Raw genomic sequence first — 21,327 nt, 5'->3', positions numbered from 1 at the left:
GACGCCCCACCGTCGAGCAGCAGGACCTGGCCAGTGCGCAGGGCGGTCACCGAAGTCGCCAGGCGTGCAGCATCTCCTGCCGCAGCGAGCCGGGTTGGTCGGCCATCGCTGCGGCGTGCAGAGCGCCGAGCAGTGCGGCCAGTTCCGCGTCATCGCCTGCGTGATGCTCGCTGAGTAACACCAGCGCCGGGGCGCACGGCCACGGTGTGTCGAGGGTCTGGCAGGCGTCGCAGGTCCACTGCGGTCGGCGGGGCAAGTGTGCGCCGCCGAGGCGTTCAGGCAGTCGGGCAAAGGCGTGTTCCGCCCGCGCGGCCTCGGTCGCGAGCGCGACAAGCAGCGGTTCGGTCACCGGGCCGGCCCGTCGTCGGGGTGGTCGGCACCCAGGCTGCGCGCGTGGTCGAGCAGTCGCTGCTTGGCTGCCTCCCGGTCGGCTGCCTCCCACTGCTGTGCGGCGGCGGACGACGCTGAATGCTGTCGGTTGAAACGAGAAATGAGCTTGCGGATCCACATCAGGTGCCACCGCCCCTGCTCGGGTTGCTCCGAAAGGGCTTCCCGCCACCGTGGCGATGGTTGCTGACCGGAGTCGCGTGGTAGCGGGAAGCTATCGCAAAGCTAGTGCACTAGGTTTGGTCTGGCAAGTAGGCGGCGGAACTTGGCACACCAGGTTGTGTGTGATCGACTGGGCGGGCTGACCGGAGGTAATCCCATGCCCAGAACGCCCGCGTACCTGGTGATCGCGGCGCAGCTACGCTCGGAGATCCTGTCCGGCCACCTCACCGCCGGCGCCAAGCTGCCCAGCGAGTCGGACTTGATGCGCCAGCACGAGGTCAGCCGGACCGTGGCCAAGTGGGCGATCGCCGTACTCAAAGGCGAAGGGCTCGTCGAAGGGCGCGCCGGTTCAGGTGTCTACGTCCGCGAGGCGCGTCGCCTGGTGCGCCACGCACACGGCCGGGACATGCGCGGCGGTGGCGGCCCCACCTCCCCGTTCGCCCGCGATGCCGGTAAGGCCGGCCAGCAAGCCACCTGGGAACACGACAGTCGCCACGACCAGGCGGACGAGCGGATCGCCGATCGGCTCGGCGTCCCACCCGGCACGCCGGTCATGCGGACCGCGTACCGGTTCCTGGCCGACGGTGAGCCGATCCAGTTGTCGACGTCCTACGAGCCGCTGTCGATCACCGAGGGCACGCCGGTGGAATGGCCGGAAGGCGGCGCGGCGACCGGTGTGGTCGCCCGGATGGACGCCATCGGCGTACGCGTGGACGAGTTCGTGGAGCGGATCACCCTTCGTGCTGCCCAGACAAACGAGGTTAAGGCTCTGGGGCTACCACTCCGGTCGGCATTCGTGCACGTGATCGAGCGAACTTACTACGCCGATGGCATGCCCGTGGAGACCGCAGATATCGTGCTACCCGGCGGTCGCTACGAACTGGTCTACCGGGTGCCGATCGCGTGACCAGGTGTGTCCGCCGTACCGGCTAAGCCGTGATCGCAACGGTGAGCGACTGTTGCGGTAGGCATCGTGCTGACTCATGTCCAGCTCGTCAAGGCATCGGCTAGTCGTGGGCGTCGATCCGATGTGAGCAGGAAAAGCCGAAACTCAGTGGCGAACGTTACGGCGAGCGATATGGCCGCCGCCCTACGGGCCGTGCGTGTCGGTATGCGAATGAGCCAGGACGACTTCGCCTGTGCCCTGCAAGCCGCTGGCCATCGCGTCGGTGAGCCGAACGACGCCAACAAGCGGCTCGTCCAGCGGTGGGAGTCAGGCGTGATCGCCGCACCCCGGCCGGTTTACGTCCGGCCGTTTCGGACAGCCGGCTGACCAGGCCGACACCAGGGATCCGCAGTGCGATGGGATGTCAGGGGGTGACGACCGGGTTGATCCAGGCGCCGTACACGGTGCCCTTGCAGTTCGGGTTCTCCATGACCTGCGTCCTGATCTCGATGCGGAATGCCCCGGTGATGTCGGCCTCGAAGGGCACGATCTGCCCGAGCGCCGCAGTTGCGGTGTGGCGCACCACGCCGTCTGCGAGAACCGTGAACCTGACCCTGGCTTCGGTGGTCGTGTCGTCGCCGAGCCCGACCTCGGCGTCGAACGTGCCGTATTTCCGATCCACCTGGTAGGTCTCCGAGATGGGCTCCAGGTACGCGCACCCCGGGTGGTTGTAGAGCACCTGCTCGTGCGACCGGGTATCGACCGTCAACGGACCGGCTGTGAAGCGTGACTCGTCATCGTCGACGCGCTTGGCATCGAGGAGGGACAATTCGCCTGCTGGTGGAGGTGGCGCGGAAGCGGACGGGGTTCCGCTGGGCGTGGATCGCGGTGCGGCGCTGCTCGGGTTGCCGGTGTCGCCCCCGGTGGCCGACGTGGTCGGCGGCTGATCTTCGGTCAGGGCGTCCTGGGTCACCACCACCAGCGCCCCCGATCCGGCGATCATGGTGACGGTGGCCAGGGCGATCCGCCAGTCCACCGGTCGGCCCCACCGCACCGCAATCTGATAGATCCCGGCCAGCAACGCGCACAGCCCGATCACCGCGACCACCACGCGAGCGCCGGAGCCCAGCACGGCGATCACCGCCGACACGTCGGCGATCACCGCGACCGTGATCCACAAGCGATCAGGAGTACGACGAGCAGATTCTCCACCGGCATCCGGCACGGCCAAATCCTCTCGGCACTCGCAGGTCCATCGACGCCGGGCTCATCGTATTCGGCGAGGGGTACCTGTGCGGCCCTGCGGCTTCGGCCACGGAGCGTGCCGATCTGTGGGCGGGTGGCGGGAGGGTCGGAGGACAAGAACGGAAGGGCCGACCTGTCGGTACGGCCCTTCCGTTCGTGCTGCTCAAGCGAGCGGAGGATACGAGATTCGAACTCGTGAGGGTGTAAACCCAACACGCTTTCCAAGCGTGCGCCCTAGGCCTCTAGGCGAATCCTCCGTCGAACAGAGTACAGGTCCCTGCCGACCCGCCTACCCCACCACCCCCTGAAGATCGACCACGGGTCGGGTAGGCTGGTGCTACCTCCCGTGCGGCGGTATCTCGTGAACCTCCCCAGGGCCGGAAGGCAGCAAGGATAAGCGAGCTCTGCCGGGTGCACGGGAGGCCTTTCTGTCTCCGGCACCGTGCGCTCCCCTCCACCCAGCGTGGTGGGGCGCTGTGCTGTCGGTGTTAACAAGGGGCCCTTCCTCTACCGGAGGCGTTAACAAGGTGCCCTTCCTTGCACTCGGCGCTGCACTCCGGAGCATCCCGTTCAGCGGGGTGGGTGGTCAGTGGGGTGTGCGCGGGGCGAGAATGGCGCGGTCGAGAGGAGGCGGGACGCCGTGGCACTGGCGCTCTACCGCAAGTACCGGCCGCGCACCTTCGCCGAGGTCATCGGGCAGGAGCACGTCACCGAGCCGCTGTCGCAGGCGCTGCGCAGTGGCCGGCTCAATCACGCGTACCTCTTCTCCGGGCCGCGTGGCTGCGGCAAGACCTCCAGCGCCCGCATCCTGGCCCGGTCGCTCAACTGCGAGCACGGTCCGACCCCGGAGCCCTGCGGCACCTGTGACTCGTGTCGCTCGCTGAGCGGCGACGGGGCCGGCTCGCTCGACGTCATCGAGATCGACGCGGCCAGCCACGGTGGTGTGGACGATGCCCGTGAGCTGCGGGAGAAGGCGTTCTTCGCGCCGGCCAACAGCCGCTTCAAGATCTATGTCATCGACGAGGCGCACATGGTCTCGTCGGCCGGCTTCAACGCCCTGCTCAAGCTGGTCGAGGAGCCCCCGGAGTACGTCAAGTTCATCTTCGCCACCACCGAGCCGGAGAAGGTCCTCGGCACGATCAAGTCGCGAACCCACCACTACCCGTTCCGACTGATCCCGCCGAAGACCCTCCGGCCGTATCTGGAGCAACTCACCGAGGCCGAGGGCGTACAGGTCGAGCCGGCGGTGTTCCCGCTGGTCGTCCGCGCCGGTGGCGGTAGCGCCCGGGACAGCCTCTCGGTGCTCGACCAGCTCATCGCCGGTGCCGGCCCGGACGGGGTCAGCTATGCACGGGCCGCCGCGTTGCTCGGCGTCACCGACGCGGCGTTGATCGACGAGATGTGCGACGCGCTGGCGGCCGGAGACGGCGCGGCGGCGTACGCGACCGTCGACCGGGTGGCCGAGGCCGGGCACGACCCGCGCCGGTTCGCCTCGGACCTGCTGGAACGCCTGCGTGACCTGATCGTGCTCCAGCAGGTGCCGGACGCCGCCACCAAGGGGCTCATCGACGGGCCGGACGACCAGATCGAGCGGATGGCGGCCCAGGCCCAGCAGCTCGGGCCGGGCACGCTGTCCCGGTGCGCCGACATCGTGCACGAGGGCCTGGTGGAAATGCGCGGTACCACCGCGCCCCGGCTGCTGCTGGAGCTGATCTGCGCCCGGATGCTGCTGCCCGGCGTCGACGATTCCACCGGCGGCCTGCTCCAGCGCCTGGAACGGATGGAACGTCGGCTCACGCTCGCCGGCACGGACGCGACGTCGGCCGCCGTCGGCTCCGCACCCGCGACCGAGCCCGCCGCCGTACGCTCCGCGCCTCCTGCCGCGCCCGCGGCTGCCGCCGCGCACCGGGCCGGGACCGGCACGCCGGCTGCCGCCCCCGCCTCGACCGGTCCCGCCCCGACGGGGAGTGCCGCTGTCACGTACGACTCCGACGACACCGCCCCCACGGGCGGAGGTGGCTCCGGCGGCGATGCGGCTCATGCCGAGGCGGTCGCACCGCGCCGTCAGGTGCCGCCGTCGGCCGTCATGCCCGACCCGGCCACCCCGGAACCGCCCCGCCCCGGTGCGGCGGCTCCCGGCGAACTGGACGCGGTGGCCGTGCGCCGGGTCTGGCCCGAGGTGGTCGGCAAGGTCAACCGGAGCAACAAGCGGATCGCCGCGCTGATGCGGGACGCGGTGGTGCGGGACCTCGACGGTGACACGCTCGTGGTGACCGTGAAGTCGACCGTGCTGGCCAAGATGATGACCGACCACGCCCGGGTGCTCACCGACGCGCTCTACGAGGAGTTGGGCGGGCGCTGGCAGATCCGGTGCGAGGTGGCCGGCGAGCGGGGCGGCATGTCGCCCGGCAACCCGCGCGCCGCCGGCGGGCCGGCTCCCGCCCGTCCGACGTCCGCCGCCGAGGCTCCGAGCCGCCCCGCCGCCGAGGCGCCGGGTCGTCCCGCTGGTGCGGGGACTCCGGTCGACAGCGGTTCGTCGGACGGCACGGCCCACCCGGGCTCCGCTGGCCGCGCTCCCGGAGGCGCCGCTGCTGCGGGTCCCGCCGGTGCGGCAGCGGCCGGTCGACCCGGCGGCGTCGACGCGGGCACTGGTGGTGGTGCGAACGCCGGGCCCGGTGCTGCTGACTCGGGCCGCGCCGGGGGCGCGGCCGGTGGGGGCCCCGGTGGCGCGACTGGTAGCGCACGCTCCGGTGGTGCGGCCCACGCGGGCGCGCCCGGTTCTGCGCGTTCCGGTGGCGAGGGTGGTGCGGGTGCGCCCGGTGTTGCCGGGCGACCGCAGGGACGGGCCGGTGGCGGTCCGTCGGCTGCGTCGGACGAGAACGACGACGAGGGTTGGCCGGAGCCGGCGCGTCCCGGTGGCGTCACGCCGCCCGCCGAGTCGGGTGGAGCGGACGAGGACTGGCCGGAGGCGGCTCGACCGGGCGGCGCGTCCGCGTCGACCAGGGCTGCCTCGGCAGCGCAGGTCACGGTCGCGAACGGCCGGTCCGCCCCGGCGTCGGGCGGTCACGCCGTGGACGCTACGGCAGGCCGGTCCGGCACGGCGGCCCCGCCCCGGCAGACTCCGGCGGGCAACGGCAACGGAAGCGGCGGTTCCGGTGGCGCACCGGTCAGCAGCGCGATCGCGGCGGCCCGGGCGGCGGCGGCCGGGCGGGGTCCGCGTACCGGTGCGGCGGGTACCCGTACCGCTGCGCCGGGCCGGCGGACTGCGGACGCCGAGTTCGCCGGTGAGCCCCCGTACGACCCGGACTTCGACGGTCCGGGGCGCGGCGGCGGGCGTGCCGGCGGCGGCCCAGCGGCGACGGCGCCGGCCTACGAGGGTTTCGACCCGGGCGACGAACCGGGGGACGAGGTCATCGACGAGAAGACCGCCCGGGAGTCGGGTGAGGAGCAGGCGGTACGTCTGCTGCGGGAGGCGTTCGGCGCCGAGAAGATCGACGAGGTGCCGACCCGCTGACCCCACGGGTCCGTCCGACGGGCGGGGTGTGGCCGCCGGAGTGTGGTCGGTGGGCATGGTTAGGGTGGGCGTGGTCTTGTAGACGAGTCGAGGGAGCGATCGTGCGGCCTGGTGGACAGCCGAACATGCAGCAGATGCTGAAGCAGGCGCAGAAGATGCAGCAGCAGATCGCCCAGGCGCAGGCCGAGTTGGCCGAGGCCGAGGTGACCGGCACCGCCGGTGGTGGTCTGGTCACCGCGACCCTGTCCGGTGCCGGTGAGATCAAGAGCATCAAGATCGACCCGAAGGCGGTCGACCCGGAGGACGTGGAGACCCTGGAGGATCTGGTCCTCGCGGCGCTGCACAACGCCACCGCGGCGGTCCGGGAACTGACCGACCAGAAGATGGGCCCGGTCGCGGGTGGGATGGGCGGCCTCGGCCTGCCCGGGTTCTGAGCCACCCGATGTACGAGGGTGCCATCCAGGATCTGATCGACGAGCTGGGGCGTCTGCCGGGCGTGGGCCCGAAGAGCGCCCAGCGGATCGCCTTCCACGTCCTGTCGGCGGATCCGGCCGACGTGAACCGGCTGGCCGGTGCGCTGCGCAAGGTCAAGGACCTGGTGCGCTTCTGCACGACCTGCTACAACGTCGCCGAGTCCGAGCAGTGCCGGATCTGCCGCGACCCGCGCCGCGGCAACGAGGTGATCTGCGTGGTCGAGGAGCCGAAGGACGTCGTCGCGATCGAGCGGACCGGTGAGTTCCGGGGGCGGTACCACGTGCTCGGCGGGGCGATCAATCCGCTGGAGGGCATCGGGCCGGACAACCTGCGTATCCGGGAACTGTTGGTCCGGCTGAGCGATGGCGAGGTCAAGGAGTTGATCCTCGCCACCGACCCGAACACCGAGGGCGAGGCGACCGCGACGTACCTCGCCCTCATGGTCAAGCCGATGGGGATCTCGGTGACCAGGTTGGCCAGTGGCCTGCCGGTCGGCGGCGACCTGGAGTACGCCGACGAGATCACCCTGGGCCGTGCTTTCGAGGGCCGCCGAGCGGTCTGATCGAGGGCCGGTGGGTGTGACACCGCTGTCGACGGCCGTCCGAAACACGTAACAGATTGATATCGATTATTCGCGGCTTTCGGACCTTTTTGTCCCATGGCCTGTGAGCGTGCCTCCTGGTGGCCGGTCACTAAGGACACGATCCGGTACCAAGAGCTTCGCGCGCCGTTTCCCGGCGGTCGAAGTGGGAGCTATGGTCACCGCGATCGGTGACCCTGTCACCACGTTGTCCGTACCCCCAAGGACGAGGTGAAGCACCCATGCGTGCATCCAGGCCGAAGGTCGCTATCGCGGCCGTGGCGGCCGCGGCCCTCGCGGTAGCAGGCTGTGCCGAAAGCGATCGCGAAGGTTCCAGCGGTAGTAGCAACGAGACCCTCGTCTTCGGCGTCGCCGGAGACCCGAAGGTGCTCGACCCCAGCTTCGCCAGCGACGGTGAGTCGCTGCGTGTGGCGCGTCAGGTCTTCGAGACGCTGGTCCGTCCCGAGGAGGGCGGCACCAAGGTCAGCCCCGGCCTCGCCGAGTCCTGGGAGCCCGACGCGGCGGGTACGACCTGGACCTTCAAGCTGCGCTCCGGCGTGAAGTTCCACGACGGCACCGACTTCAACGCCGAGGCCGTCTGCACGAACTTCGACCGCTGGTACAACGCCAAGGGCCTCATGCAGAGCCCGGACGTGACGGCGTACTGGCAGGACATCATGGGTGGCTTCGCCGCCAACGAGGACGACACTCTCCCGGAGAGCCTCTTCAAGTCCTGCACCGCCACCGACGCGACCACGGTCAGCCTGGCCTTCACCCGGGTCTCCAGCAAGATCCCGGCCGCCCTGATGCTGCCGTCGTTCTCGATCCACAGCCCCAAGGCGCTGCAGGAGCACGACGCCAGCAACGTCACGGGCAGCGCGGACGACATCAAGTACCCGGCGTACGCGACCGAGCACCCGACCGGTACCGGTCCGTTCAAGTTCAAGTCCTGGGACGTCCCGAACAAGACGCTGACCCTGGAGCGCAACGAGGACTACTGGGGCGACAAGGCCAAGCTCAAGAGCCTGATCTTCCGCACCATCTCGGACGAGAACGCGCGCAAGCAGGCGCTGCGTTCCGGTGACATCCAGGGCTACGACCTGGTCGGACCGGCCGACGTCGAGCCGCTCAAGGGCGAGGGCTTCAACGTCCTGACCCGCCCGGCCTTCAACATCCTCTACCTGGCGATCAACCAGAAGGGGAACCCGAAGCTGGCCGACATCAAGGTCCGGCAGGCGCTGGCGCACGCGATCAACCGTCAGGCGCTGGTCGACTCGAAGCTGCCCCCGGGCGCCCAGGTCGCGGTGAACTTCTTCCCCGAGACCGTCGAGGGCTGGAACGGCGACGTCACCAAGTACGACTACGACGTCGAGAAGGCCAAGTCGCTGCTGGCCGAGGCCGGCGCGTCGGACCTGACCCTGCGGTTCCACTACCCGACCGAGGTCACCCGGCCCTACATGCCGAACCCGAAGGACCTGTTCGAGCTGGTCTCGGCGGACCTCCAGGCGGCCGGCATCAAGATCGAGCCGATCCCGCTGAAGTGGAGCCCGGACTACCTCAACGCCACCACCTCCGGCTCCGCGCACGACCTGCACTTCCTCGGCTGGACCGGTGACTACGGCGACGGTTACAACTTCATCGGTACGTTCTTCGACCGGCAGAAGGACGAGTGGGGCTTCAACAACCCCGCGCTGTTCGAGAAGTTCAAGCAGGCGGACACCACCGCGGACCAGGCGGCCAAGGTGGCTCTCTACAAGGAGATCAACGCCGACATCATGAACTTCCTGCCCGGTGTGCCGATCTCGCACGCACCGCCGGCCATCGTGTTCGGCAAGGACGTGACCGGGGTCAAGGCGAGCCCGCTCACCGACGAGCGGTTCTCCACCGCCGAGTTCAAGTCCTGATCTGACGCAAACAGAACGCGGGCGGGCGCTGTACCACAGCGCCCGCCCGCTACCCTCAGCACACCCTTCGAGGCCGCCGTGTTCCGGTTCATCGTCAGACGCCTCCTGCAGCTGATACCCACGCTGTTCGGGCTCTCCATTCTGTTGTTCATCTGGCTCCGGCGGTTGCCCGGCGGCCCCGAGACCGCCATCCTCGGCGAGCGGGGCACGCCCGAGATGCGCGCCGCGATCCGCCGCAATCTCGGCCTCGACGAGCCGATCCTGATCCAGTACGGCCGGTTCGTGCGGCGGATGGTCCGCCTGGATCTGGGCACGTCGATCTCCACCAAGCGCGAGGTCACCACGGAGTTCCTCCAGCGCTTCCCCGGCACCGTCGAGCTGACCGTCACCGCGATGGTGATCGCGATCGGCATCGGTATCCCGCTCGGCTATCTGGCCGCCCGCCGACGCGGCCGTTTCCTCGACCACGCCTCCGTCGGCGGGTCGCTGATCGGCATCTGCATCCCGGTCTTCTTCCTGGCGTACGTGCTGAAGGCGATCTTCTCGGAGAACCTCGGCTGGTTCCCCTCCAGCGGCCGGCAGGACCCGACGATCGGCGCCACCCGGATCACCAACTTCTTCGTGCTGGACGGGCTGATGACCCGGGAGTGGGACGCCGCAGCCGACGCGCTGTGGCATCTGGTCCTGCCCGGGCTCGCACTGGCCAGCATCCCGCTGGCGATCATCGTCCGGATCACCCGGGCCAGCGTGCTGGAGGTGCTCAACGAGGACTTCGTCCGCACCGCCGAGGCCAAGGGCCTGACCGAGAACGTCGTACGCCGCCGGCACGTCCTGCGCAACGCGATGCTCCCGGTGGTGACCTCGATCGGTCTGCTCACCGGCGGTCTGCTCTCCGGCGCGGTGCTCACCGAGACCGTCTTCGCGTTCAGCGGGATCGGCGCCTTCCTCGCCGAGGCCATCAACCAGCGCGACTATCCGGTCCTGATGGGCTTCATCATGATCATTGCGGTGGTGTACGTGCTGGTGAACCTGATCGTGGACCTCTCGTACAGCCTGATCGACCCGAGGGTGAGGGTCCGATGACGATCATCAGTGGCAAGAAGCGCGAGAAGATCGACCGGCTCGCCGAACTCGCCGCGCGCGAGGAGGAGCGGGGCGTCAGCCTGTGGCAGGACGCCTTCCGGCGGCTGCGGCGCAACCCGGCGGCAATCATCGGTGCCGTCATCCTGGCCATCTTCGTGCTGGTGGCGCTGATCGGCCCGTTCCTGGTGCCGTACGGCCCGACGGACACGATGGGCATCCGCGAGGGCGTGATCCGGCCGGGCACCATCCCCGGCCCCTCCAGCGAGCACTGGTTCGGCTACGACCACCAGGGTCGGGACGTGTTCAGCCGGATGGTGGTGGGTGCCCGGCAGACCCTGCTGGTCGGCGTGGTGGCCACCCTGATCGGTCTGGCCGTCGGCGCGCTGATCGGTGGCGTCGCGGGTGCCGCCGCCGGCCTGGGCGGCCGCTGGGGACGCTGGATCGACAGCATCCTGATGCGGTTCATCGACATGCTGCTGGCGCTGCCCAGCCTGCTGCTCGCGGTCAGCATCGCCGCCCTGCTCGGCCGGAGCCTGACCACCGTCATGATCGCGGTCGGCATGGTCTCGGTGCCGGTCTTCGCCCGGCTGCTGCGCGGCTCGATGATCGTGCAGTCGAACAGCGACTACGTCCTCGCCGCCACCTCGCTCGGCGTACGCAAGTCGAAGATCGCGCTGACCCACGTACTCCCCAACTCGCTCGCCCCGGTCATCGTCCAGGCGACGCTGACCCTGGCCACCGCGATCATCGAGGCCGCCGCGCTCTCCTTCCTCGGGCTCGGCAACCCCAACTCGGCGACCCCGGAGTGGGGCGTCATGCTGGCCGACGCGCAGCAGTATCTCGGGGTACGCCCGGAGCTGGCCATCTATCCGGCGGTCGCCATCATCATCACCGCCCTGGGATTCACCCTGCTCGGTGAGGCGATGCGCGAGGCCCTCGATCCGAAGCTGCGGAAGTAGGAGGGTTCGTAATGGCACTACTCGAAGTGAACGACCTCTCCGTCACCTTCGCCCGGCGCGGTCAGCGCGCCGTGCACGCCGTCGACGGGGTGTCCTTCTCGGTCGACGCCGGTCAGGTCGTCGGCCTCGTCGGTGAGTCCGGCTGCGGCAAGTCGGTGACCTCGCTCGCCATCATGGGTCTGCTGCCCAAGCAGCCCGGTCTGCGGGTCGGCGGCAAGGCGGTGTTCGACGGCACGGACCTGCTCCAGCTCGACGACCGGTCCCGGCGGGACATCCGGGGCCGCGACGTCGCGATGATCTTCCAGGACCCGCTGTCGTCCCTGAACCCGGTCGTACCGATCGGACTCCAGGTCACCGAGGTGCTGACCCGGCACCGGGGAATGAAGGGCGCCGCCGCGGCGAAGGAGGCCGCCGCACTGCTGGACCGGGTCGGCATCCCCGACCCGACGCGGCGGCTCAAGGAGTACCCGCACCAGCTCTCCGGCGGGATGCGGCAGCGCGCCCTGATCGCGATGGCGGTGGCCTGCCAGCCCCGGCTGCTGATCGCCGACGAGCCGACCACGGCGCTGGACGTCACCATCCAGGCGCAGATACTGGAACTCCTCAAGGACCTGGTCCGGGACTCCGGCACCGCGCTGGTGATGATCACGCACGATCTGGGCGTGGTCGCCGGCATGTGCGACACGATCAACGTGCTCTACGGCGGCCGGGTGGTGGAGACCGCCCGGCGGCGTCCACTGTTCCGCGAGCCCCGACACCCGTACACGGTGGGGCTGCTCGGCTCGGTACCGCGCCTGGACGCCGGGCGCGGCGAGCGGCTCACCCCGATCCCCGGCTCGGTGCGCGACCTGCTGCCCTGGCCGGAGGGCTGCGCCTTCGCGCCGCGCTGCACCCGCCGGGTGGACGCCTGCGTCGGCCAGCCGCCGGAGCTGGTGCTCACCCACGCCGGCCGCAGTTACCGTTGCGTCAACCCGGCCCCGGTGTCGGACACCTCGGCCGCACTGTCCGCCGAGGCTGCACCATCCGCACCGGTCGCTGAGGCACCGCCGGCTGCTGAGTCGGCCGCGCCCGTCGAGGCGTCGGGTACCGGCCAGGTGCCCGCGCCGCGCGAGGAGGAGAAGTCATGACCGAGAGCGATGTCCTCGTCGAGGTACGGGATCTCAAGGTGCACTTCCCGATCAAGCGGGGGGTGCTGTTCGACCGGACGGTCGGCCACGTCAAGGCGGTCGACGGCGTCGACCTGAGCATCTCGCGCGGACAGACGTACGGCCTGGTCGGCGAGTCGGGCTGCGGCAAGTCCACGCTCGGTCGTGCGCTGCTCCAGCTCAACCCGCCCACGGCGGGCGAGGTGCGCTTCGACGGGGTCGAGTTGACCACGCTGGCGCCGGGCAAGCTGCGGACCATGCGGCGGCGGATGCAGATGATCTTCCAGGACCCGATGTCCAGCCTCGACCCGAGGCAGAACGTCGAGTCCATCCTCACCGAGGGCCTGCAGACGCACGGCATCGGTGGCGACCGCGACGGCCGTCGGAAGATCATCGGTGAGACGCTGGACAAGGTGGGTCTGCCCCGTTGGGCGTTGTCCCGCTATCCGCACGAGTTCTCCGGCGGCCAGCGGCAGCGCATCGGGATCGCCCGCGCGCTGGTGCTCGGGCCGGAGCTGATCGTCGCCGACGAGCCGGTCTCCGCCCTGGACGTGTCGATCCAGGCGCAGGTGATCAACCTGCTCGACGAGTTGCAGGACAGCCTCGGCCTCACCTATCTGGTGATCGCGCACGACCTGGCGGTGGTGCGGCACATCTCCGACACCGTCGGCGTGATGTACCTCGGCGGTCTGGTCGAGGAGGCGCCGAGTGACCGGCTCTACACCGAGCCGCTGCACCCGTACACCCGGGCGTTGATGTCGGCGGTGCCGGTGCCGGACCCGGACGTGGAGGACCGCCGGGAGCGGATCCTGCTCTCCGGTGACCTGCCCTCGCCGGCCAACCCGCCGTCGGGCTGCCGCTTCCACACCCGTTGCCCGTGGGCGCAGCCGACGCGGTGCGCCGACGAGCGGCCGGTGCTGCGGGAGATCGGTGGCAGTCGGGTCGCGTGTCACTTCGCCGAGCAGATCGCCAGCGGCGAACTGCGGCCGCACAAGGTGAGTGCGGAGATCGTCCGCCCGGAGGGCGAGGGTGAGGAGCCCGGCGTGGTCTCCGCACCCAGCGAGCCGGGCACGTTCGTCTAGCTGAGCTGTTAGCAGGGGTCCCTTTCTATGCCGTAGGCGTTAGAAAGGGACCCCTGCTTACATCAACACCCGGGATCAGCCCTCGGGGCGGTTCAGCAGACCGACCGCGATGCTGTGCACCGCGTCCAGCCCGGCGGCGTCGGCCAGCGCCGCGCTGCCGCCGGTGACCGCGTACCACTCGTCGGCGTCCTTGTACTGCACGTGGAGGGTGACCCGGCCGTCGGCGAGGTCGGTGCGCAGGGTCAACTCCCCGGTGACCACGCCGACCTCGTCGGTCATCACCCCACCTGGTCCGGGCACGACGTCCGTGGTCCGGCTCTGCGGGCCGGTGGCGCCACCGGCGTCGGCGGTCATGCCGGCACCGGGTACCTCCACCTCACCCGCGGCCGCTCCGTCGGCGGTCATCCCGGCGGTGGCCGGGCCGGGGCTGCCGGTGGCCGCCGCGGCGTCGTCCCCACCCGCGTCGGGCGTCCGCTCGGGTGCCGGGGTGCCGCCGGCTCCGGTTACGGCTTGCTCTCCCATGTGCAGCCCTCCAACATGTCGGCCAGCGCGGCCTTCTCAGCACTGGTGATCGTGAGCTTCCAGTGGTGCTTCACCGCCACCCAGTCGCCGGCATACTGGCACCAGTATGACCGGTTTGGCGGTTTCCACTGGGACGGATCCTGATCACCCTTTGCCCGGTTGGAGGAGGCCGAAACCGCGAAGAGCTGCGGCCGGTCGAGGTCGTTCGCGAAATCACTCCGCTTCGAGTCTTCCCACTCGTCGGCGCCGGAGCGCCACGCGTTGGCGAGCGGGACCATGTGGTCGATGTCCACGCTGGACGGGTCGGTGAAGGTCCGCCCGTCGTACACGCTCTCCCAGTTGCCACCCACCACGTTGCACCCGGAGTGCTGGATGTCCTTGCCGTCGCGTTCCAGCACGGTGTCCCGGACGTCGCAGTTCTGGCCGGTCTTGCGCCAGTGCGAGAAACGGTTGCGGCTGTAGCCGCGCATCGGGTTGGCTTCGGCGACGGTCAGTTCGGAGAGCATCTGGGTGGCGGTGCCGCCGTCACCGCTGGTGGGCGACACCTCCGGCTCCACCAACTCGACGCAACCGGCCGCGCCTAGGGTCAGCGCCGCGACGAGCGCGAGCGCCCCCAGGGCGCGAGGTCCTGATCTGGTACGCACAGACGACACCTCTCCAGCTTGCGGGCTTTCGGCGATCCCGCACAGTACCCGGGCCCAGTTTCGGCGATTCGTGGTGTCTCACGTATGGCGCACGGCACATTGGTAGTCATGCCCGAAACCGCGCCCGCCCTCCGGCTGAAGTCGCATGCCGGTCGAGGCACCCTGGCCGCCGCCGTCCTCGCCTCCGGCATGGTCTTCCTGGACACCACCGTGGTCAACGTGGCCCTGCCCCGACTCGGCGCCGAACTGGGCGCCTCGGTGGCGGGCCTACAGTGGACGGTCAACGGATACCTGCTCACGTTGGCCGCGTTCGTGCTGCTCGGCGGGGCTCTCGGGGACCGCTTCGGGCGACGGCGGATCTTCCTGCTGGGCGTGGTCTGGTTCACCGTCGCCTCGGTGCTGTGCGGGCTGGCGCTGCGTACCGACTGGTTGGTGGCCGCGCGGTTCCTCCAGGGTGCCGGCGGCGCGCTGCTCACCCCCGGCTCGCTGTCGCTGCTCCAGGCCAGCTTCCACCCGGACGACCGGGGCAAGGTGATCGGGGCGTGGTCCGGGCTCTCCGGCGTCTCCACCGCCCTCGGCCCGTTCATCGGCGGATGGCTGATCGACGCGCTCTCCTGGCGGTGGATCTTCTTCCTGAACCTGCCGCTGGCCGTGCTGGTGGTGCTGGCCGCGCTGCGCTGGGTGCCGGAGAGCCGGGACGAGAGCGCCTCGCGTAGCCGGGACGGGCGCCGACGCTTCGACGTGGCCGGTGCACTGCTCGGCGCGGTGGCACTGGCCGGGGTCACGTACGCGCTCGTCGACGCGCCGGGTCGCGGGATCAGCTCACCTGCCGTGCTGGTGTCGGCCCTGGTCGCGGTGCTGGCCGCGCTGGCGTTCGTGCTCGTGGAGCGGCGCCGCGGCGAGACCGCGATGCTGCCCACCGGCCTGTTCGGCAGCCGACTCTTCTCGGTGCTGAACGTCTTCACCGTGCTGGTGTACGCCGCACTCGGCGGGTTCACGTTCTTCTTCGCCGTCTACCTGCAGAACGTGGTCGGCTGGTCGGCGCTGCTCACCGGCCTGGCCCTGCTGCCGATGACGGTGCTGCTGCTGGTCGGCTCGCCCAAGGCCGGAGCGTTGTCGGCGAAGATCGGGCCGAGGCTGCCGCTGACCGTCGGCCCGGTGCTGGCCGCCGTCGGGCTGCTGATGCTGCGGGAGGTGGACGCGGGTGCGTCGTACTGGCGGCAGGTGCTGCCCGGGGTGGTGCTGTTCGGCGCCGGGCTGACCCTGGTGGTGGCGCCGTTGACCGCGTCCGTGCTGGCCGCCGTGGCGGACCGCTTCGCCGGGGTGGCCAGCGGCTTCAACAACGCCGCGTCCCGGGTGGGTGGCCTGCTGGCGGTGGCCGCGTTGCCGCTGCTGGTCGGGCTCACCGGCACGGGCTACGAGCAGCCCGCCGAACTCACCGCCGCGTACCGGGGCGCGCTGCTCTGGTGCGCTGGCCTGCTGGTGGTCGGGGCGATCGTCGCCGCACTTCTGGTACGCCGGCCGACCCGCCGTGCACCGCCCGCACAACCCTGCCACTCGATGCCGGTCTCCACGCCGGACGGATGATCTCTGCGATGTAAGGAGGGGTCCCCTGCTATGCACGAGGCGATAGCAGGGGACCCCTCCTTACATCAGCGACGGGCGCGGTTGACGGCGCTGGTGACCGCCTTGACGGAGGCGGTGACGATGTTCGCGTCCATGCCGACGCCCCAGACCGTCCGGCCGTCCACCTCGCACTCCACGTACGCGGCCGCCTGCGCGTCCCCGCCGGAGGAGAGCGCGTGCTCGTGGTAGTCGAGCACCCGTACGCTCACCCCGGCCGATCCGAGCGCGTTCACGTACGCGTCGATCGGGCCGTTGCCGATCGCGTTCACCGAACGGGCCCGACCGTCCACCCCGACCTGCGCGGTGATCTCGACCTTGCCGTCGGCGCTGCCGATCTCGTACTCGGTCAGCGTCACCGCCGGGTCGCTCTGGTGGTCGAGCAGGTACTGCGCGGCGAAGATCTGCCACATGGTGTCCGGGCCGACCTCGCCACCGTCGTGGTCGGTGACCTGCTGCACCACGCCGGAGAACTCGATCTGGAGCCGTCGGGGCAGGTCCAGTTGGTGCTCGGTCTTCATGATGTACGCGACGCCGCCCTTGCCGGACTGCGAGTTGACCCGGATCACCGCCTCGTAGCTGCGGCCCAGGTCCTTCGGGTCGATCGGCAGGTACGGCACGGCCCAGGTGAAGTCGTCGACGGGTACGCCGGCCGCCGCCGCGTCGGCGTTCAGCGCGGCGAAGCCCTTGTTGATGGCGTCCTGGTGGGAGCCGGAGAAGGCGGTGTAGACCAGGTCACCGGCGTACGGGTGGCGCTCGTGCACGGGCAGTTGGTTGCAGTACTCGACGGCCCGCTTGATCTCGTCGATGTCGGAGAAGTCGATCATTGGGTCGATGCCCTGGGAGAAGAGGTTCAGGCCCAGCGTCACCAGGTCGACGTTGCCGGTGCGTTCGCCGTTGCCGAAGAGGCACCCCTCGATCCGGTCGGCGCCGGCCAGCAGGCCCAGCTCGGCGGCGGCGACGCCGGTGCCCCGGTCGTTGTGCGGGTGCAGGCTGAGCACCAGGCTGTCGCGTCGGGGCAGGTGCCGGTGCATCCACTCGATCGAGTCGGCGTACACGTTCGGCATGGCCATCTCGACCGTGGCGGGCAGGTTGACGATCAGCTTGCGGTCCGGCGTGGGGTCGACGACCTCGATGACCTTGGCGCAGACCTCCAGCGCGTACTCCAGCTCGGTGCCGGTGTACGACTCCGGCGAGTACTCGTAGTAGATCTCGGTGTCCGGCGTGTGGATCTCCGCGTACTTCTGGCAGAGCCGGGCGCCGGTGGTGGCGATGTCGGCGATGCCGTCGCGGTCCAGCCCGAAGACCACCCGTCGTTGCAGCGTGGAGGTGGAGTTGTAGAAGTGCACGATCGCCCGGCGCGCACCGCGCAGCGCCTCGAAGGTGCGGTCGATGAGGTGCTCCCGGCACTGGGTCAGCACCTGGATCGTGACGTCGGCGGGGATCATGTCCTGCTCGATGAGCTGCCGGACGAACTCGTAGTCGGTCTGGCTGGCCGACGGGAAACCGACCTCGATCTCCTTGTAGCCCATCTGGACCAGGAGCTGGAACATCCGGCGCTTGCGCTCCGGCGACATCGGGTCGATCAGTGCCTGGTTGCCGTCGCGCAGGTCGACCGCGCACCAGCGCGGCGCGGTCTCGACGTGCCGGGTCGGCCAGGTGCGGTCCGGCAGGTCGATGCGGAACTGCTGCTGGTAGGGCTGGTAGCGGCGGTGCGGCATCTGGCTGGGACGTTGCCGGGCGATGGCATCGGAGTCAACGTCGGTGGGGCCGGCTGGGTGAGCCATGGCGGACTTCTCCTGGGGTCATGTGTCGTCAGCGACGGGGGTCGGCAGGAATGCCGAGCGAAAGATCCGGGACGGTGCTGGCGGCGCGGTTCGACTCCGCGACGAGGTGCCGGCCGTCAGGCCTCGTCGCGGCGACCAAGGAGAAGGTGCGCCTGCCACATGACAGGGTGACCCTACGTGATGGGACGTGGTGTGGGAAAGGTCCGTCCGGAGTATGGGATGGAAATTGCGCCTAGCGGATCAGATGACGATCTCGCCGCAGCTCAGGACGAGTTCGGAGAGTGGGCGACGGTGCCGCAGACTGGTCTCATCGGCCAGTAGGTCGGCCGGAAGGCTCAACGGATCGCCGAGTTGGCCGACCGCCACCACCACGTACGGTCGCACATCGGCGGGAAGGTCGAGATCGACGATCAGTCCGGCCCGGTCGAAATCGGTCACCTGTCGTACGTGCAGTCCCCGCGCGGTGGCCTGCACGGTGAGGTGGGCCACCGCCTGCCCGAGGTCGTACGCGGCGAACGCCTGCTCGGTCCGCCGGTACGCGCCGAGCACCAGCGCACCGGCCCGTCCGGCCCACCGCTGCTCGGCCGGGGCGAGGTTGACCAGGATCCGCTTGAAGGTCTGGTCGTCGCGGTGTCCGAGGGCGAACCGCCAGGGCTGCCGGTTGCCGACCGACGGCGCCCACCGGGCCGCCTCCAGCAGGGTGGCCGCCTCGGCCCGGGGCAGTTCCGCGACCGGGTCGAAGGAGCGTGGGCTCCAGCGGAAGGCCAGTACGGGGGTGAGGTCGGTCATGTGCAGAAGCGTCCTTTATGGGGGATTTGGTGGTGTTGTCAGGGGGGTCGAATGTGGGAAACGACACCCGTAACGGGACGACCGGCCGGGCGTTGCCGAGCGCGCACCCCGACGCCGCACCCGCCCGGACCGGGGCGGGGAACGCCCCGTGTGCCGGACCTGGAGATCGGACCGGGCCTACCCGCCACCGGTCGGCGCGGTACCTCCCGGCCCGGCGTCGCCCGCTCCGGAGTCACCCGGATCGGTGCCGTCCGGAGCGGTGCCGCCCGGATCAGGATCGGACGGCGTGGACGGCGGTGGTGGCGCCTCCATACCCAGCGGCTCGCCGTCGACCACCGGACCGGCGAGCTGCACCGTGGCCGGTGCCGGTTCGGTCGGTCCGGCCAGCGTCAGGGTGCCGAACGCCGCGCGGACCGCGGTCGGCGTGCCGTCCCCGTCGAAGCAGTAGATGCCGACGTCCAACGGTGGGTTGATCGAGGCGGCCGTGGTCTCCACCGAGTAGCAGGTGCCGGTGGCCTCGGGTGGGGCCATCGCGGGGGAGACCGACAGCGGGGCGCGCCGGTCGGTCAGCACGTCCAGCCAGTCCGTGAACGGGTGCTGCACGCGGGGGTCGATCCGGCGCGGCAGCGTGTCGTCCCGCTCGCCGACGCGTACGCAGGTCGCCGGCTCGGGCCGGGTCGCCGTCGGCAACGCGCACTGGAACAGCCCGTCGGCGGTGGCCGCGAGCGAGATGTCCGCCGTGCCGCCGAGCGCGCCGCCGGGTACGTCCACCCGCCAACTGCCGTCGTTGGCGCTGGTCACCACGATCGAGCGGTCCGGGGTGTCGGCCACCCGCAGGGTGTACCGGGCGATCAGGTGTCGATCCTGCGCGGCGGCGGCGAGCGCGGCCAGTTCGTCGCGGGCCGCGTCCTGACCCGCCGGCCGTGGCGCGGCGCTCGGCGGGGGCGGCGGATCGTCCGGCGGATCCGAGGAGCAGCCGGCGAGCAGGACGGGCAGGGCGAACGCGATCGGGGCGGTCAGACGGACGACGGGACGGTGGGCGGCGTACACCCGGCCATTCTCGGCGTTGGGTGCCCTTGCGGACACCCCCGGAAAGGTCGGCCTTTCCGGCGTGTCGCACACCACCCGTCCCGCCACGCCGGGCCGGATCGTGGGATCACCTGACCCGGCGGTCAGAGCGGCCCGATACCCTGAGGTCGTCCGACCCGCGCCGCCGGCCCCGGTGCCGGCGGCGTCGGCACGCTCAGGCAACTGGGAGGGAGTGCGCCGTCGTGGCACTCGTGGTGCAGAAGTACGGCGGGTCCTCCGTCGCCAACGCCGAGCGGATCAAGCGGGTGGCCGAACGGATCGTGGCCGCCCGGAAGGCCGGCGACGACGTCGTCGTGGTCGTCTCGGCGATGGGCGACACCACCGACGAGCTGCTCGACCTGGCCAACCAGGTCAGCCCGCTGCCGCCCGGGCGCGAGCTGGACATGCTGCTCACCGCCGGGGAGCGGATCTCGATGGCGCTGCTCGCCATGGCGATCCACAACCTGGGGTACGAAGCCCGCTCGTTCACCGGTTCCCAGGCGGGTGTCATCACCACCTCGGTGCACGGTCGGGCGCGGATCATCGACGTCACCCCGGGGCGGCTCAAGGGTGCGCTGGACGAGGGCGCCGTGGTCATCGTCGCCGGGTTCCAGGGTGTCTCGCAGGACACCAAGGACGTGACGACCCTGGGCCGGGGCGGCTCGGACACCACCGCCGTGGCGCTGGCCGCCGCACTGCACGCGGACGTGTGCGAGATCTACACCGACGTGGACGGCGTCTTCACCGCCGACCCGCGGATCGTCCCCAACGCCCGGCACATCAAGCAGATCACCTACGAGGAGATGCTGGAGCTGGCCGCCTGCGGCGCGAAGGTGCTGCACCTGCGCAGCGTGGAGTACGCCCGCCGGGCGGGACTCCCGATTCACGTCCGCTCGTCATACTCGACCAACACCGGCACGATGGTCATCGGATCGACGGAGGAGCTTCCTGTGGAGCAGGCACTGATCACCGGCGTCGCCCACGATCGCAGCGAGGCCAAGATCACCATCGTCGGCGTGCCCGACGAGCCGGGCGCCGCCGCGCGGATCTTCGACACGGTCGCGGGCGCCGAGATCAACATCGACATGATCGTGCAGAACGTCTCCACCGAGGGCACCGGACGCACCGACATCTCCTTCACCCTGCCGAAGACCGACGGCCCGACCGCGATGGCCGCGCTCAGCAAGATCCAGGAGTCGGTCAACTTCAAGGGCCTGCTCTACGACGACCACGTCGGCAAGGTCTCCCTGATCGGCGCCGGGATGCGCTCGCACCCGGGCGTCGCGGCCGGCTTCTTCGCCGCGCTCGGCCAGGCCGGCGTGAACATCGAGATGATCTCCACCTCGGAGATCCGGGTCTCCGTGGTCTGCCGGGACACCGACCTCGACGCCGCCGTACGCGCCATCCACGAGGCGTTCGACCTCGGTGGTGACACCGAAGCCGTGGTGTACGCGGGAACGGGACGGTAGCGCG

Annotated in this window: 19 protein-coding genes, 1 tRNA gene, 1 other RNA gene and 1 pseudogene; 13 read left to right on the top strand and 9 right to left on the bottom strand. The window is 70.4% G+C overall.

Annotation, left to right across the window (positions count from 1 at the left end; all coding sequences use genetic code 11):
* Nucleotides 1-46 precede the first annotated feature (46 nt).
* Nucleotides 47-349: a hypothetical protein gene (locus HUT12_RS30880; RefSeq protein WP_176095478.1), complete on the bottom strand. Its 303-nt coding sequence runs from the start codon at nt 347-349 to the stop codon at nt 47-49.
* A complete protein-coding gene (locus tag HUT12_RS30875) occupies nt 346-510 on the bottom strand; it encodes a hypothetical protein (protein ID WP_176095477.1) in 165 nt (54 codons plus the stop codon). Before HUT12_RS30875 ends, HUT12_RS30880 begins: the two co-directional genes overlap by 4 nt.
* A 196-nt stretch (nt 511-706) precedes the next feature.
* Here HUT12_RS30875 and HUT12_RS30870 point away from each other — a divergent pair, with 196 nt between their 5' ends.
* Nucleotides 707-1,456, top strand: a complete 750-nt coding sequence (locus HUT12_RS30870) for a GntR family transcriptional regulator (RefSeq protein ID WP_176095476.1) — start codon at nt 707-709, stop codon at nt 1,454-1,456.
* 171 nt (nt 1,457-1,627) lie between these two features.
* A pseudogene (locus HUT12_RS30865) lies at nt 1,628-1,801 on the top strand (XRE family transcriptional regulator); the annotation flags it as partial.
* A gap of 58 nt (nt 1,802-1,859) precedes the next feature.
* Here HUT12_RS30865 and HUT12_RS30860 read toward each other — a convergent pair.
* Nucleotides 1,860-2,660: an NPCBM/NEW2 domain-containing protein gene (locus HUT12_RS30860; protein ID WP_176095475.1), complete on the bottom strand. Its 801-nt coding sequence runs from the start codon at nt 2,658-2,660 to the stop codon at nt 1,860-1,862.
* A gap of 192 nt (nt 2,661-2,852) precedes the next feature.
* Nucleotides 2,853-2,937: transfer RNA gene (locus HUT12_RS30855), tRNA-Ser, on the bottom strand.
* Nucleotides 2,938-3,018: 81 nt separating this feature from the next.
* Here HUT12_RS30855 and ffs point away from each other — a divergent pair.
* The 9 genes from ffs to HUT12_RS30810 all read left to right on the top strand — a co-directional run bounded on the left by ffs (nt 3,019) and on the right by HUT12_RS30810 (nt 13,421).
* Nucleotides 3,019-3,108, top strand: an RNA gene (gene ffs / locus HUT12_RS30850) — signal recognition particle sRNA small type.
* 212 nt (nt 3,109-3,320) lie between these two features.
* Nucleotides 3,321-6,194, top strand: a complete 2,874-nt coding sequence (locus HUT12_RS30845) for a DNA polymerase III subunit gamma and tau (RefSeq protein WP_176095474.1) — start codon at nt 3,321-3,323, stop codon at nt 6,192-6,194.
* Nucleotides 6,195-6,319: 125 nt separating this feature from the next.
* The gene (locus tag HUT12_RS30840) at nt 6,320-6,628 is read left to right on the top strand and encodes a YbaB/EbfC family nucleoid-associated protein (protein WP_217706053.1); all 309 of its coding nucleotides are present in this window, start codon (nt 6,320-6,322) and stop codon (nt 6,626-6,628) included.
* Between the two features lie 8 nt (nt 6,629-6,636).
* Nucleotides 6,637-7,230: a recombination mediator RecR gene (gene recR / locus HUT12_RS30835; RefSeq protein WP_176095472.1), complete on the top strand. Its 594-nt coding sequence runs from the start codon at nt 6,637-6,639 to the stop codon at nt 7,228-7,230.
* 260 nt (nt 7,231-7,490) lie between these two features.
* Complete coding sequence (locus HUT12_RS30830; protein WP_131053468.1) at nt 7,491-9,152, top strand: ABC transporter substrate-binding protein; 1,662 nt, start codon at nt 7,491-7,493, stop codon at nt 9,150-9,152.
* A 78-nt stretch (nt 9,153-9,230) separates the two neighbouring features.
* Nucleotides 9,231-10,235 carry an ABC transporter permease gene (locus HUT12_RS30825; protein WP_117227296.1) on the top strand — a complete coding sequence of 335 codons (1,005 nt, stop codon included), beginning with the start codon at nt 9,231-9,233 and terminating at the stop codon, nt 10,233-10,235.
* The gene (locus HUT12_RS30820) at nt 10,232-11,194 is read left to right on the top strand and encodes an ABC transporter permease (protein ID WP_131053467.1); all 963 of its coding nucleotides are present in this window, start codon (nt 10,232-10,234) and stop codon (nt 11,192-11,194) included. Before HUT12_RS30825 ends, HUT12_RS30820 begins: the two co-directional genes overlap by 4 nt.
* An 11-nt stretch (nt 11,195-11,205) precedes the next feature.
* Nucleotides 11,206-12,321 (top strand): ABC transporter ATP-binding protein, encoded by a 1,116-nt coding sequence (locus HUT12_RS30815; RefSeq protein ID WP_254877000.1) that lies wholly within the window; start codon nt 11,206-11,208, stop codon nt 12,319-12,321.
* A complete protein-coding gene (locus HUT12_RS30810) occupies nt 12,318-13,421 on the top strand; it encodes an ABC transporter ATP-binding protein (protein WP_176095471.1) in 1,104 nt (367 codons plus the stop codon). The genes HUT12_RS30815 and HUT12_RS30810 overlap by 4 nt, the downstream gene beginning before the upstream one ends.
* 75 nt (nt 13,422-13,496) lie before the next feature.
* Here HUT12_RS30810 and HUT12_RS30805 read toward each other — a convergent pair whose 3' ends face one another.
* Both HUT12_RS30805 and HUT12_RS30800 read right to left on the bottom strand, forming a co-directional pair.
* Entirely contained in the window at nt 13,497-13,943 is a 447-nt protein-coding gene (locus HUT12_RS30805; protein WP_131053465.1) for a hypothetical protein, read from the bottom strand.
* Complete coding sequence (locus tag HUT12_RS30800; protein ID WP_131053464.1) at nt 13,925-14,587, bottom strand: HNH endonuclease family protein; 663 nt, start codon at nt 14,585-14,587, stop codon at nt 13,925-13,927. Before HUT12_RS30800 ends, HUT12_RS30805 begins: the two co-directional genes overlap by 19 nt.
* 108 nt (nt 14,588-14,695) lie before the next feature.
* Here HUT12_RS30800 and HUT12_RS30795 point away from each other — a divergent pair, with 108 nt between their 5' ends.
* On the top strand, nt 14,696-16,174 hold the full coding sequence (locus tag HUT12_RS30795; protein ID WP_131053463.1) for an MFS transporter: 1,479 nt from the start codon (nt 14,696-14,698) through the stop codon (nt 16,172-16,174).
* A gap of 65 nt (nt 16,175-16,239) precedes the next feature.
* Here the strand turns inward: HUT12_RS30795 and leuA are convergent, their stop codons facing one another.
* The 3 genes from leuA to HUT12_RS30780 all read right to left on the bottom strand — a co-directional run bounded on the left by leuA (nt 16,240) and on the right by HUT12_RS30780 (nt 19,836).
* Complete coding sequence (leuA, locus tag HUT12_RS30790) at nt 16,240-17,997, bottom strand: 2-isopropylmalate synthase (RefSeq protein WP_176095470.1); 1,758 nt, start codon at nt 17,995-17,997, stop codon at nt 16,240-16,242.
* Between the two features lie 240 nt (nt 17,998-18,237).
* Nucleotides 18,238-18,786, bottom strand: a complete 549-nt coding sequence (locus HUT12_RS30785) for a nitroreductase family protein (protein ID WP_176095469.1) — start codon at nt 18,784-18,786, stop codon at nt 18,238-18,240.
* 177 nt (nt 18,787-18,963) lie between these two features.
* The gene (locus tag HUT12_RS30780; RefSeq protein ID WP_176095468.1) at nt 18,964-19,836 is read right to left on the bottom strand and encodes a hypothetical protein; all 873 of its coding nucleotides are present in this window, start codon (nt 19,834-19,836) and stop codon (nt 18,964-18,966) included.
* 221 nt (nt 19,837-20,057) lie between these two features.
* Between HUT12_RS30780 and HUT12_RS30775 the strand changes: the two genes are divergently transcribed.
* Nucleotides 20,058-21,323, top strand: coding sequence for an aspartate kinase (locus tag HUT12_RS30775; protein ID WP_131051618.1), 1,266 nt, complete (start codon nt 20,058-20,060; stop codon nt 21,321-21,323).
* Nucleotides 21,324-21,327: the final 4 nt, after the last annotated feature.

The organism is Verrucosispora sp. NA02020 (assembly GCF_013364215.1).
GTDB lineage: Bacteria > Actinomycetota > Actinomycetes > Mycobacteriales > Micromonosporaceae > Micromonospora.
This window is presented reverse-complemented; position numbering and strand designations above follow the sequence as displayed.

Coding starts and splice junctions, on each gene's coding strand:
- HUT12_RS30875 (WP_176095477.1), bottom strand. CDS start 510: ATGTGGATCCGCAAGCTCATTTCTCGTTTCAACCGACAGCATTCAGCG.
- HUT12_RS30870 (WP_176095476.1), top strand. CDS start 707: ATGCCCAGAACGCCCGCGTACCTGGTGATCGCGGCGCAGCTACGCTCG.
- HUT12_RS30840 (WP_217706053.1), top strand. CDS start 6,320: ATGCAGCAGATGCTGAAGCAGGCGCAGAAGATGCAGCAGCAGATCGCC.
- recR (WP_176095472.1), top strand. CDS start 6,637: ATGTACGAGGGTGCCATCCAGGATCTGATCGACGAGCTGGGGCGTCTG.
- HUT12_RS30830 (WP_131053468.1), top strand. CDS start 7,491: ATGCGTGCATCCAGGCCGAAGGTCGCTATCGCGGCCGTGGCGGCCGCG.
- HUT12_RS30820 (WP_131053467.1), top strand. CDS start 10,232: ATGACGATCATCAGTGGCAAGAAGCGCGAGAAGATCGACCGGCTCGCC.
- HUT12_RS30815 (WP_254877000.1), top strand. CDS start 11,206: ATGGCACTACTCGAAGTGAACGACCTCTCCGTCACCTTCGCCCGGCGC.
- HUT12_RS30810 (WP_176095471.1), top strand. CDS start 12,318: ATGACCGAGAGCGATGTCCTCGTCGAGGTACGGGATCTCAAGGTGCAC.
- HUT12_RS30805 (WP_131053465.1), bottom strand. CDS start 13,943: ATGGGAGAGCAAGCCGTAACCGGAGCCGGCGGCACCCCGGCACCCGAG.
- HUT12_RS30795 (WP_131053463.1), top strand. CDS start 14,696: ATGCCCGAAACCGCGCCCGCCCTCCGGCTGAAGTCGCATGCCGGTCGA.
- leuA (WP_176095470.1), bottom strand. CDS start 17,997: ATGGCTCACCCAGCCGGCCCCACCGACGTTGACTCCGATGCCATCGCC.
- HUT12_RS30785 (WP_176095469.1), bottom strand. CDS start 18,786: ATGACCGACCTCACCCCCGTACTGGCCTTCCGCTGGAGCCCACGCTCC.